This is a genomic window from Methylococcus capsulatus (genome assembly GCF_036864975.1).
GTDB lineage: Bacteria > Pseudomonadota > Gammaproteobacteria > Methylococcales > Methylococcaceae > Methylococcus.
The window spans coordinates 256827-269627 of record NZ_CP104311.1; the positions used below are offsets into that span (position 1 = coordinate 256827).

The following is a 12801-nucleotide window of genomic DNA, read 5'->3' on the forward strand; positions in this document are numbered from 1 at the left end:
GCGTCAGACGGCGATCAAGGCGGGGGGCAGCGGCTCGGCGTGGCCTTCAAACCAGTCGGCCGAACGGTCGCACAGCGCCATTTCAGCCATCATGCCGGTCCAGGGAACGAAGCCCCGCTCTGGATCGAACACCGAGATCGTACCGTCCACCGGGTGATAGGCAGACAACAGGATCCAGCCGTTGCCGACCAGTTCCCGGATCGGCGGCTGGCGGCGATAGATCGCCATCAGGATTTCCGGTGTCTGCTCCACGACGATCTGCAGCCGCATGGCTTCGTGGACTTCGGCCATCTGCCGCGGCAGACCGGTGCGCAGATCGCTGGCGGTGCCTTCCATGATGCCGAACAGCCCGGTCACGTTGTGGGCGACCTTGGAACCGCAGCCATAGCGCTCGTTGTTCACCGTGGAAAAATAGTATTCGAGGTTGATACCCGCCCCCACGGGACCCGCCACGAGCAGGATGCCTTCCAGGATGCGACCTTCCGGATCATGGGTCGGATCATAGGAGATCAGGAACACCCGGCGGTCCAGGAACAGACCCCGGCTGACCGAACGCCTGCCGATCAGAGCAGCGGCATTGGTCGCATGGCCCAGTTCCGGCCGGGCCTGACTGAAATCCACCGAGCGCGCGATGACATGGCGCAGCGCCCGGCCTTGCGAGAGCCGTTTGGGCGCCGAGGCGAAACGGCGGCAGCGCTCCTGGGCCGAAAGGCGGCAGACCTCGTCCAGCTGCGCCGCCAAGGCATGCCAACCGATACGGTTCAAAGGGGGAATGTCCTGTACGTCGAACCAGGTGATTTCCTCGCTACAGGTGTTGTGCTCGGCACCGACGAACCAGGTGTCATCCGGGATGGGCAAGCCCCGCTGCGCCAGTTGCGCCCGGACTTCGGGCCGGTTCGCCATGGCCGCGAACACCCGCGCATTGGGGCCGCCGTGGCGCCCGCTACAGGCGCCACAGTCGTATGCCGCAAGATGCGGATTGTTCCGGCTGGCAGAGCCGTGTCCCATCAGCACGATGATGGGAGCGAAGCCCCGGATCAGGCCGATGTTCAGCAGGAAAGCCGCCACCCCGTCCGCCTGTTCGACCGCGGTCAGTCCCGGGCGGGGCCGCTCCGGACTGGCCGGAGCCGCGTCGTCCGCCGCATTCACAGCCAGCGTGGTCGGCACTTCGGGCATCCAGAGTTCCACCAGCCGCCGGAAAAACTTAGCCGCGCGGCGCGGCAGCAGGATCTGCGCGATCAAACCAGCCGCGACGACCGGGGCCACCAGGTCGATCAGCAGGTGGGAGCCGAACAGGTTACGCCGGATCTCCTGGTGGAAGATCCGGCCGAGAAACCGGATGGCTCCCCGCCGCCGGTCGCGTAATTGTCGAGTCGCTTCCGCACCGGGGCGGGGAATCTCGCGCACCTCATGGGAGGGTGTGACGACAATCGGGCACAGAGCCGTGGGTTCGGCATCGTCCAGTCCCCGCCAGTGCATGGGGATTCCGAAAAATCCGGCGCCCCCCAGGGTCTCCACGGCCGGGTTCAGTTCCTCCAGATGGCGGCGGAGTCCCTCTTCCCGGTCATCCATGCAGAACACGATCTGCGCTTGGGGGCGCTCGTCACGGACAGCCCAACGGCCGCGGCCGTGGTTGTTCACCAGCGCGTTGAAGAGAGGCTCGCGGTAGTGGCGTTCGTAGGCGCACAGCCAGAGGTAACCGCGGCGTGCGGGCGTCAATTCGTCCAAGGCGCGGAGCAGCCGAGCGATTTCACCGGCCGACAATGCCCGGACATCATGCGCCGAAAGGCCCAGATGTTGGGCCAGCTTGAACAGCCGCCAGCCGCTGCCATGGAAGCCAAAGCGGAAGTCCTGCCCCCCACCCGGCGCATGGCGCCAGGAAAAAATCATGTCGGCGGCGACACGCCAGGGTTTCCTGTCGGCGCGCTCGCTGCCGGCGCGCCGTACCAAATCGGCGCAAGTCGCGGCCAGGAATTCCGGCAAATCACCGCGGTACAAGGCGTGACGCACCACGAACTCCGAAAGATGTCGCTCGAAATAGCGTGCCAGTTCGCCGACGTGGCCTCCGATGCCCCAGGTTTCCGAACAGATCCGGCGAAGATAGCAGCGGTCCAGGATGAGACGGACCGCCAGATAGTCCATCAGACTCGCGGGCGCAGTCCGGTTGGCCCGATAGGTCGGGTGGTGGGCCCGCCAGTTCATCATTCCGGACCAGCCGGGCAGCTCCAGCGCCAGGCGTTCCAGATAGCCTTCCCAGTAAGGCTGGGGGATGCCGCGCTGCTCGAGTTCGAAGACGACCGCCTCGGCCGGATCGTCGGGCAGACCGTCCAGCTCGGTGTGGTCCAGCGGTACCTCGCCAAGCCCCCGTTCGGCACCATACCGCATGGAAAGCTTCCATGCGGTGTAGAAGCCATGCGCTCGGTCGGGAGCATGCCAGGCCGCCAGCCCTTCGTCGAGATATGAAGCGCAGTGACGGATGAGCTGGGGCCGCACCGGGTCGAGCACGTCCTGCCCGGTCAGATTCAGTATGAAGCCACGGAGGGTCCGCTCCCGGCCTACGGCATCGATCTCTTCGGCGAGCAAGGCACGCGCCTCCTCGCGCATGGCGCGATGCAACGCCGAAAGGCCACTGCCGGAGGAGTCGGCCTTGAAATCGGCATACAGTGCTTCGGCCTGGGCGATGGCGTATTCCATCAAGTCTTCCGGATGCGCCGCGGCGCGTTCGTCCAGGCCCAGCCGCTCCAGACAGGCTTCCCACAGATCCCGCACCAGCCGGCGCGAGGCCACGGCGTCCTGGCGGCCGAGCTTGGCGGACTCCATGAGGCGGCGCCGGGCTTCGGCCGGAACTTCCGGATCGAAGCGGTCGAGTGCCTCGAGTTCATCGACCATCCAGGTGAAACGGGCGGGATCCAAGGGCTCGAGATCCACTGTCAGCCGCAGACGATGGATCTGCCGGCGGATGATCGGCTCGCCGCCGCCGGTCACGGCGAGAATTTCCTCACCTCCGCCCCCCAGGTGCCGATCGAGTACCGCATCGAGGTCGGCATCATCGATGCGGCCTTGCCGGTACAGCACGCGGAATTGGCTTTCCGGCAGATAGCCGCGGATACCGGTGAGCCGCTCGGCCTCCTCCAGCGCGGTTGCGAAAGGCAAGTGCTGGAAGCCGTGCAGCGTATTGTGATGCACAAAATCCCGGAGTGGCGCCTGACCCGGCAGCACGTGTTCCATGCGCCGGACGGCCTCGGCCAGGCGCGTCTTGACGTCAGTTGGGGCGGCGCCGCTCGGCTGGCTCATGTCCGGCTCAAAGGAATTCGGGCTGGAAGGCTGCCAGATAATGACCGATCGAAACCCTGCTCAGATCGAGCATCGCAGCCGGGGCGAGACCGAGCCAGACGATGGCCGCAGCCAGGGAGAGCGCACCGGCGAATTCCGCCGGGCGCATATCTGCCAAGCCGGACATCGCCGGTTTGGCCGGCCCGGCAACCAGCGCGGCGACACTCCGCAGCGCATAGGCACCGCCGACCAGCACCCCGAAGCTGGCGACCAGCATCCAGGCACCGAAACTCTGGAAGCCGCCGAGCATTGCATGCAATTCGGCAACGAAGCTGGCCGAACCGGGCAGCCCCATAGAAGCCAGCAGAGCCACCACGGTAAACGCCGCGAAGCTGGGCGCGGTTCGGCCCAGGGCTCCGTAATCGGCGAGTTCGCGGGTATGGGTGCGTTCATACAGGAGGCCGATCAAAAGAAACAGCGCAGCCGCGACCAGGCCGTGGGCGGTCATCTGCATCACCGCGCCGGTCAGACCCACCGGGTTCAGCGTAGCGAGCCCCAGCAGCACGAAGCCCATGTGGCTGACCGAGGAATAGGCAACCATGGCCTTCAGGTCGCTCTGGCGCCAGGCCAGCAGCGCACCGTACACAATCCCGATCAGGGCGATCGCCGCCAGCCACGGCTGCATCAGGAGCACCGCGTCCGGCAGCATGGCACAGGCGCGGATCAGGCCGTAAGCCCCCATCTTCAGCAAGACACCGGACAGCAGAATGCTGATGGGACCGGGCGCCTCGACATGCGCCAGCGGCAGCCAGCCGTGCAGGGGAAATACCGGCATCTTCACGCCGAAGCCGATGAGGAGGCCGAGGAAGATCAAGACCTGGCGGCCGTGCGGCAGCCCCCGGGCCGTGGACTGCATCGAATCCATCAGGGTCGAATGCTCGGTGGAGGCGGTGTAGACCATGAGCAGGGCGATCAGCATGAACACCGAGCCGCCCATGGTGTAGAGCACGAAATTCAGGGCGGCGCCGTGCCTGCGCTGGCCGCCCCACTGATCGATCAGAAAGAACAGCGGGATCAGCGTCAGCTCCCAGAACAGGTAGAACAACGCCCAGTCACGGGCGAGGAACACACCCAGCATCCCGAACTCCAGGCTCAGGAAAGCGACGTAATAGCCGCGCGGCCGGACGCCACCCCGTCCTGCCAGCAAGGCCACGACGCAGAGGAAGGCCGACAGCAGCACCATGGGCAGCGAGAAACCATCGACTCCCAAAGCATAGAAACTGCCCATGCCGGGATTCCAGGGCAGCATTTCGCCGAACTGGATGTCCGGCAAAGTCGTCTCGAAACGGCTGGCGACGAGCAGCGTCAACAGCAGGGTCAGTCCGCTGAATCCCAGAGCAATGCTGCAGGACTGCCGGTGTGAACGTTGCGGCAGGAAGGCCAGCACCAGAGCGCCTGCGAGAGGCGTCCAGAGGAGGCAGCTCAAGATTTTCACGACGACCGGTATCCCGCGATTTTGTCGATGGTATCGTTTCGAAAGGGGTTGCCGACTGCTTCCCGGTCCCCGTCCTTCCAGGGACGGTGCCTGCCATAAAGCGCAGAAGGTTAACATGCTCCCCGAGGATGGCAAACTGCGGAAACAAGCCGCCTCAGCTTGCGGGCGCTTGCCCCTTGCCGTTACTCTTTGGCGTTGTTGTCCGTTCCTCCACCCGCCCATGCCCCCCATCAAGACGCGATTCGCGCCCAGCCCGACCGGGCTGATCCATCTCGGCAATGCGCGCACCGCCCTGCTCAGCGCTCTCGGAGGCGACGTCTTCGTCCTCAGGATCGAAGACACCGACCTCGAACGCAGCCGTGCCGAATTCGTCGCCGAACTGATCGACGACCTGCGCTGGCTCGGCCTGGACTGGCAGGAAGGACCGCGCAGCGCCGAACCGGATCCGCGTTGGTATCAATCGCAGCGCGGCGAGATCTATGCAAACTATTACCAGCTCCTGGAGGAAAAAAACCTGGCCTATCCCTGTTTCTGCACCCCACTGGAACTCGAGGTCTCGCGGAGGACCCAGCTGAGTTCCGGCCGGCCGCCGCGTTATTCGGGACGGTGCGCCCATCTCTCGGCAGAGGAAATCCAGCGCAAACGGGATGAAGGGCTGGCCGCGACCCTGCGCTTTAGGGTACCGAAAGATCGGGTGGTGGAATTCGAGGACGAAGTCCGCGGGCCGCAGCACTTCGCCGGCGAGGACATCGGCGACTTCATCATCCGCCGCGCCGACGGCAGCCCCGCCTTCTTTTTCTGCAATGCCATCGACGATGCGCTGATGGGCATCACGCGGGTACTGCGCGGCGAAGATCACCTCGCCAACACCCCGCGCCAGCTCATGATCCTCGCCGCCCTGGACTTGCCCACGCCACGCTACGCCCACATCTCGCTCATCGTCGGCGACGACGGCGCCCCGCTGTCCAAGCGCAACGGCAGCCGGAGCATCAAGCAGCTGCGCGAGGAAGGCTATTTCCCCGAAGCCGTGGTCAACATGCTGGCCCGGCTCGGCCACCATTACGACAGCGAGGAACTGCTTGGGCTCACCGCGCTGCGGGCCGGCTTCGACATTCGCCGGCTGGGCCGCTCGCCGGCGCGTTTCGACGTGTCCCACCTGGACCACTGGCAGAGCCTGGCGGTACGCGGCGCCAACGACGATGCCCTCTGGCATTGGCTCCATACCGAAACCCGGGCCATGGTACCGGCAGCTCACCGCGCCGATTTCCTGGACATCGTCCGCAGTAACTGCCTGTTCCCCAAACAGGCCGACGCCTGGGCCCGGATCCTGTTCACCGACGAGCTGGAACTGACGGCCGACATCGCCGCCGTGGCGCAGTCGGCCGGTGAGGCGTTTTACCTGGCGGCCATCGATGCCGCAACGGAATCCCCGGACGACTTCGCCGCCTTCCTGACTGGGCTCAAGCGGCGCAGCGGCGCCAAAGGCAAACACCTGTTCCTGCCGCTGCGGGCGGCGCTGACCGGCTGCCTGGACGGACCGGAGCTGGCAAAGATCTATCAGATTCTCGACAAGCCGCGCCTGCACCGCAGGCTGGCCGAATTCACCTACGAATCGGAATGACATGCTCAAGATTTACAATAGCCTGACCCGACAGAAGGAGGAATTCCGCCCCATCGAGCCGGGCCGTGTCCGCATGTACGTATGCGGCATGACGGTGTACGACTACTGCCATCTGGGGCATGCCCGGGTCATGGTGGTGTTCGACATGGTGGCCCGCTACCTGCGGCACTTGGGGCTAAAAGTGACCTATGTCCGCAACGTCACCGACATCGATGACAAAATCATCAGGCGGGCGGCGGAAAACGGGGAGACCATCGGCGCGCTGACGGCCCGCTTCATCGAGGCGATGCACGAAGACGAGCGCGCGCTGGGCGTGCTGCCGCCCGATCACGAACCGCGCGCCACCGAGTCCATCGCGGACATCCTGGCGATGATCGGCACACTGATCGAGCGCGGCCATGCCTATGTCGGCAGTAACGGCGACGTGTTCTACGCGGTGGCGAGCTTCCGGAACTACGGCCGGTTGTCGGGCAAGAATTTGGAAGAGCTGCGGGCGGGCGAACGAATTGAAGTGGACGAAGCCAAACGTGATCCGCTGGACTTCGTACTCTGGAAATCGGCCAAGCCGGGCGAACCGTTCTGGGAATCCCCCTGGGGTCCGGGCCGTCCCGGCTGGCACATCGAATGCTCGGCCATGTCGACCCGCTGCCTGGGCGCCCATTTCGACATCCACGGGGGCGGCATGGACCTGCAGTTCCCCCACCACGAAAACGAGATCGCCCAGTCGGAAGGGGCGACCGGCGAGCATTTCGTCAACTACTGGATGCACAACGGCTTCGTGCGGATCAACGAGGAGAAGATGTCCAAATCGCTGGGCAACTTCTTCACCGTGCGCGAGATACTGGCCCGCTACCGGCCGGAGGTGGTGCGTTTCTTCATCCTCAACAGCCATTACCGCAGCCCACTGAACTATTCGGACGAAAACCTCGACGAGGCCGGCGCGGCACTGTCGCGCCTTTACACCGCATTGCGCGGCCTGGATCCGGCTCTCCCCCTTCCCCTGGGAGAGAACCGGGGCGAGGTTTTTTCCGCCCGCTTCGCCGACGCCATGCACGACGACTTCAACACACCAGAAGCCATCGCCGTGCTCTTCGATCTGGCACGGGAAATCAACCGGCACAAGGCGGCGGAGCCGGCCAAGGCCGCGGCATTGGGCGCGACACTGAAGTCCCTGGGAGGCGTGTTGGGTTTGTTGCAGGCCGACCCGGAAGCCTTTTTCAAGGGCGATGCCGCAGATTCGAGCTTGAGCGATGCAGACATCGAGGCACTGATCCAGGCGCGCCTTGAGGCCCGCAAAGCCAAGAACTGGGCCGAATCCGACCGCATCCGGGACGAACTCAAGGCCCAGGGGATCATCCTGGAGGACTCCGCCGCCGGCACGACCTGGCGGCGCGAATGAGAAGACCGGCCACTCAGGCCATGGTCTTGGCCAGCGCGAAAATTTCCTCCGCGTCGAACACCTGATCGTTACGCTCGAACAGCTTGGCGATACAGGCCCGATGCACGGCCAGCTTGAGGGTGCCGAATCCTATCGCTCCCCAAACGATCTTGCCGTACCGGTCCGTGCCCCGGTCCATCATATCGGTTCCGCCCAAACCCAAGGGGGGGGTGGCGTTGGCATCGGCCAGCAGCTCCAGATTCGGGTGGTCGCGCCAGTGACGTTCTTCCAACAGCTGCACCCCGGCCGCCCCGGTGGCAAACACGATCTGGGCGTTGGTGATCGCCGCAGCGCGTGCGTCGTCGTCGAATGCCTCGACCGGCACCAGATCGACCCCGAAACGCGCCTTCATCTCGGCACAGGCGTGCTCGGCGCGGGCCAACTGCCGCGAAGTGATCACCACCTCCGAACAACCCTCCTTCGCCAGCATCACCGCCACCCGCTGACCTACCGGACCGGTGCCGGCCAGCACCACCGCCTTCTTGCCCGCCAGCGTCCCGCTCGAAGCCAGCTTAGCGACCCCGGCCGCCGCGGTGGTATTGCTGCCGTTGCTGTCCAGCATCACCGACACCCGGAAATCGGCGAAAAACTTTTTCCGTACCGCCCGTAACAAGTTTTGCCCCGCCACCAGATCGCTGCCGCCCACGAATATGGCAGTGTTCTTCTTGTCCTTGGGCGCACGGGTGAAAATGGTGCCCTCGACCAACGGGCCGACGTTGTCGGGGGTCAAACGCCCATGGGCAATGACCTGATCGGCGCCACCGTCATAGCCCACGATGGTGTCGAAAACGGACGGATGCAGGTCGGTATCGAATTGAAACAGCAGTTTTTTCATGGTCTGAGGTTCGTACTTTAGGGATTGTTTCCGGTGATCGGTACGCAGCGCGTCGACATGTGATTTTACGCCAGCGGCAAGGCTTGCTTATAATGATCAGCTATCGTTTTCTCAAGCACTGCGCGCGCCATGATCCAGGACCAGCCGATCCAGCAGTTTCTCGACCAACTCGCCAGTAAATCGGCGACACCCGGTGGCGGCAGTGCGGCGGCCATCATGGGCGCGATGGGGGCGGCTCTGGTCGGCATGGTGTGCAACCTGACCGTGGGCAAGAAGAACTACGAAGCCGTCGAAGCCGAAATGGCCGCCGTGCTGGCGCGGGCGGATGCCTTGCGGGAACAGTCCATCGGCATGATCCGGGCGGACATCGAAGCATTCGACCGCGTCATGGCGGCCTACGCCCTGCCCCGTGAGACGGATGAGGACAAAGCCACGCGCAGCCAAGCCATACAGGACGCGCTGAAAGCCGCGACCGACGTCCCCTTGGCTTGCGCCCGGCTCTGCGTGGACATTATCGAGCTGAGTGAAATTGCCACCCAAAAAGGCAACCGCAACCTCATCAGCGATGCCGGAGTGGCCGTCATGGCTGCCCATGCCGCTCTCAAGAGCGCGGCACTGAATGTCTACGTCAACGCCAAGGGCGTGAAAGATGAAGCTTTCGCCCGTGAACGGGTGGATCGGCTCGAAGCCCTGCTGAAAGAGGGCGAAGCAAAAGCCAATGCCGTTTTCGAAACGGTCAGGACCAATCTTTAGAGATATCGGGATTGACGAACCAGTTTTAAAATTATACAATTTTTTACTCTTTGAGTGGCGTATTGACAAGGTTCGGCAAGCTCATCCGGGGTATAGCGCAGTCTGGTAGCGCGTCTGCTTTGGGAGCAGAATGTCGGGGGTTCGAATCCCTCTACCCCGACCAATCAAGCGCTTGTAGCTCAGCCGGATAGAGCATCGGCCTTCTAAGCCGAGGGTCGCAGGTTCGAGTCCTGCCAGGCGCGCCAATTTCAGTGGTGACCGTAGCTCAGTCGGTAGAGTCCCGGATTGTGATTCCGGTTGTCGTGGGTTCGAGCCCCATCGGTCACCCCATCCCCGTGTTACGGGCCATTAGCTCAGCTGGTAGAGCAGCGGACTCTTAATCCGTTTGTCGTAGGTTCGATCCCTACATGGCCCACCAATCTAATCAATGGCTTAGCCATTCCCTGCAAGCCCTTCTATTTTCCAGGTGACCGGATCGTGACTGCCGCTCCAGCAGGGCGACCGCATCCCTGACCACTTCCGGCGCAACGTACGCCTACCGCTCCATCATCGTCACGGTCAAATTGGCTGAGGAGGTCACGCACCGCGACCGGTGACGCCTCCCGCAGGACCCCACTGCGAAACCCCTTTCGACAGCGTTGGAATCCTCATCCGGCGACCACGCCACGTTTGTCGCGCCACAAGACGCCCTGCTCTCCTGAAACGACGGGGACAAGTACCGTGAGAGTGATTGTTCTTATCAAAGAAACTCACCATTGCCCTGGATTGTCGCATAACTTTCGCCGCAACTGGATTATGGTTGTTGAAATCTTCCCAAAGAGGAGGGAGACCACCGCATGGCAGAATCCCAGTCACTCAAACGAAGAATAAGACGGTATATCCGGCGACACCGGCGCGATTTGCTCTTTCCCTTTCTCATCGGCACGACGTTCATCGCCACACTGATCACGGGGATAGCTCTTTTCGGATTGAAACGGTGAAGCAGACCGCTCAGGGCGGATTTTCAAGGGCTGAAAAAAAGATTGTCTCATGGCCCCTCCCCCAACCCGACCTTGTGCTGGCTTTGCCCAGCGGGCAAATCCCGACACGACCAATAAAGACGACCCAATGAGTGGCGAGTGCCGGATGACGGCGATCGTGGCGCGGGAGATCAATCCGCCGCCGGGGGAAAACCGTTGGAATGGCGACTGTTCCGCAACCGCGAAGCGACGACCCACGCCGAAGTCGCGGAATGGGTGGACTGGTATCGCCGCCGCTGGAAATCGAACGGGGGGAATCAAATGATGCGCAGCCACCCGCCGCAGTCAGTGCTGTTCAACACTGAAAAAAATTGCTGCAAGAAGTCGGGATTTTCAAAGAGGTTCCCGTTGTCCGCCCTGAAACAAAGCCTGCTGGCCATTCCGGATCATCGCCGTGCCCAAGGGCGGCTGTTCGACCGGCCACATAGGCTCCTGTTCAGCATCTTGGCGATCATGAGCGGCGCGACGTCCTACCGGCGCATTCATCAGTTTCTGTGGACCCATCCGGCGGCTTTGAACGCGGCCTTCGGTTGCCGGTGGCGCCGCACGCCGGCTTACCGTTCGATCCGCTATGCCTTGCAGGGCTTGGACGTGCAAGCCCTGGCGCCGCATTTTCGCGCCCATGCCGCGCGCTTGGCCGAAGGGGCGGCGGTGATCGCGCTCGACGGCAAGACCTTGCGCGGCAGCCTGGACCGTTTCGAGGACCGCAAGGCCGCCCAGGTGCTCAGCGCCTTCGCCACCGAAGAGCGGATCGTGCTGGGCCAGATCCTGATCGAGGATGCGGGCAAGGACCATGAAATCCAGGCGGCCCAGCGCCTCATCGAAACCTTAGGATTGAGCGGGCGGCTCTATACGCTCGATGCCCTCCACCTTCAAAAAAACGGTTGAAACCGTGATCGCCACCGGCAACGACCTCCTGGTGCAGCTCAAAGGCAATCATCCCAAGCGGCTGGCCGCGGTGCGGACGCTATGCCAGAGCCGAGCCCACGCCGAACAGCACTACACCGTCGAGCTGGGCCGGCGCAACCGCATCGAACAGCGCACCCTGCGCCTGTGGCCGCTCCCGCCAGGCAGCGGCACCGAACCTTGGCACGACCACTTTCAGACCGTGATCGAGGTGCAGCGCCAGACCGAAGTGTTCAACCCCTACCGCCGCTGTTTCGAGCCCCGCCAGGAACCCCCCGCCTATTATTTGGCGACCTGCACCGCCTCGGCGGCCACGTTTGCTCAAGTCATCCGCGGCCATTGGGGCATCGAAAACCGCCTTCACCACGTGCTCGACGTCTCCCTCGGCGAGGACTCCAGCCGCATCCGCCGAAATCCCGGCGTCTTTGCCCTGCTGCGCCACTTCGCCTTGAACCTCTTGCGACACAATGGACAAGCCAACATCCGACAAGCCCTTTTCGACAATGCCCTCTGCCTGCAGCGGCTCTTGGACTATGAGGGGATATAGCGTTGAACAGCCCTGCCGCCACAGTATCGTTTCCCTCACCGCGCCTGCTTCCGCTAGTGGAAGAGGAAGCAAGGGAACGTTTCGTGTCACTTCATCACTTCACGTTAAGGGTTGCCCGTCAAGGCCAAAGAGTCTATTCCTCCTCTTCGTCATCTTCTTCAGGCGCCGGTGGCATCTGGGAAGTGCCGCTCATCGGAACCGTTGCAGGCTCGTCCTTCCATGGCGTGACTTGGAGGTCTTCGATCTTGTAACGGAATTCCTGTACGGCGTTTTCCTTGTCGACCACGGCGATACCGGTGAAGGGCTCTGATTCCACCAGTTTGTCCCACAAATTGCTGTTGCCGAATTTCTCCAGCATTTCCTCGTTCGCCCGCACCAGGTCGCGGTTCTTGGCTGTGCAGCTTTCGATCCAGCGCGTCCGCTCCTTGACCGCATCGACCAGAAGCTGATTGTCCTTGCGGTAGCGTTGCAATTCCGCCAAAACTTTCTTGTGCTGCTCGGCCAGTGCATGCAGCCGCGAGGTCTGACCGCCGAGCTGCTGTTCCAGGCTCTGCCGGGCGGCGGTGATCTGCTTCAGTTCCCCCTCCAGGGGCTCCAGCTTCGCGGCCTTGGCCTCGAGCGCCTTGATCGCGGCGGCCTGCTCGGCGAGCTGTTTTTCCAGCGCGGCGTTCTTCGCTTCCAGTTCGATTTTCTCCTGACTGAGCTGCCGCAGCATGCCCTGGGCCTTGCGCAAGGTCTGGACGATGCCGTCGTCTCCCTTCGGTTTCTCGGCGAAAACCGATGCGCTCCAGATCAGTGAGCATAAGCACAGAGCGATGGCGGGCCTCATGGGAAGGGAAAGCGGCAACCAGGGCGTGGCCTTGACTCCATTTCCGCTGTCCTTGGCGAGGGATGTTACTTTCTTCATCACAGCG

General features: G+C 63.2%; 7 protein-coding genes, 4 tRNA genes and 1 pseudogene. 8 read left to right on the forward strand and 4 right to left on the reverse strand.

Annotated elements, in window-relative coordinates:
• Positions 1-3: 3 nt before the first annotated feature.
• Both N4J17_RS01140 and N4J17_RS01145 read right to left on the reverse strand, forming a co-directional pair.
• The gene (locus N4J17_RS01140) at positions 4-3294 is read right to left on the reverse strand and encodes a DUF2309 domain-containing protein (RefSeq protein WP_232470630.1); all 3291 of its coding nucleotides are present in this window, start codon (positions 3292-3294) and stop codon (positions 4-6) included.
• Positions 3295-3301: 7 nt separating this feature from the next.
• Entirely contained in the window at positions 3302-4768 is a 1467-nt protein-coding gene (locus N4J17_RS01145; RefSeq protein ID WP_198323697.1) for a complex I subunit 4 family protein, read from the reverse strand.
• Positions 4769-4988: 220 nt separating this feature from the next.
• On the opposite strand from N4J17_RS01145, the gene gltX reads away from it, so the two are divergent.
• Entirely contained in the window at positions 4989-6389 is a 1401-nt protein-coding gene (gltX, locus tag N4J17_RS01150; RefSeq protein WP_198323698.1) for a glutamate--tRNA ligase, read from the forward strand.
• 1 nt (position 6390) lies between these two features.
• Positions 6391-7788, forward strand: a complete 1398-nt coding sequence (cysS, locus tag N4J17_RS01155) for a cysteine--tRNA ligase (RefSeq protein WP_198323699.1) — start codon at positions 6391-6393, stop codon at positions 7786-7788.
• Positions 7789-7801: 13 nt separating this feature from the next.
• Here the strand turns inward: cysS and N4J17_RS01160 are convergent, their stop codons facing one another.
• Positions 7802-8662 carry an NADP-dependent methylenetetrahydromethanopterin/methylenetetrahydrofolate dehydrogenase gene (locus N4J17_RS01160; RefSeq protein WP_198323700.1) on the reverse strand — a complete coding sequence of 287 codons (861 nt, stop codon included), beginning with the start codon at positions 8660-8662 and terminating at the stop codon, positions 7802-7804.
• A gap of 129 nt (positions 8663-8791) precedes the next feature.
• Between N4J17_RS01160 and fchA the strand changes: the two genes are divergently transcribed.
• The 6 genes and pseudogenes from fchA to N4J17_RS01190 all read left to right on the forward strand — a co-directional run bounded on the left by fchA (position 8792) and on the right by N4J17_RS01190 (position 11887).
• Complete coding sequence (gene fchA / locus N4J17_RS01165) at positions 8792-9415, forward strand: methenyltetrahydrofolate cyclohydrolase (protein ID WP_198323701.1); 624 nt, start codon at positions 8792-8794, stop codon at positions 9413-9415.
• An 86-nt stretch (positions 9416-9501) separates the two neighbouring features.
• A tRNA-Pro gene (locus N4J17_RS01170) sits at positions 9502-9578 on the forward strand.
• Positions 9579-9583: 5 nt separating this feature from the next.
• A tRNA-Arg gene (locus N4J17_RS01175) sits at positions 9584-9660 on the forward strand.
• A 9-nt stretch (positions 9661-9669) separates the two neighbouring features.
• Positions 9670-9745 (forward strand) — tRNA-His (locus N4J17_RS01180).
• A gap of 12 nt (positions 9746-9757) precedes the next feature.
• A tRNA-Lys gene (locus tag N4J17_RS01185) sits at positions 9758-9833 on the forward strand.
• An 865-nt stretch (positions 9834-10698) separates the two neighbouring features.
• Positions 10699-11887: pseudogene (locus N4J17_RS01190) on the forward strand (ISAs1 family transposase).
• A gap of 133 nt (positions 11888-12020) precedes the next feature.
• On the opposite strand, the gene N4J17_RS01195 reads toward N4J17_RS01190, so the two are convergent.
• Positions 12021-12794, reverse strand: coding sequence for a hypothetical protein (locus N4J17_RS01195; protein WP_198323704.1), 774 nt, complete (start codon positions 12792-12794; stop codon positions 12021-12023).
• Between the last annotated feature and the right edge of the window lie 7 nt (positions 12795-12801).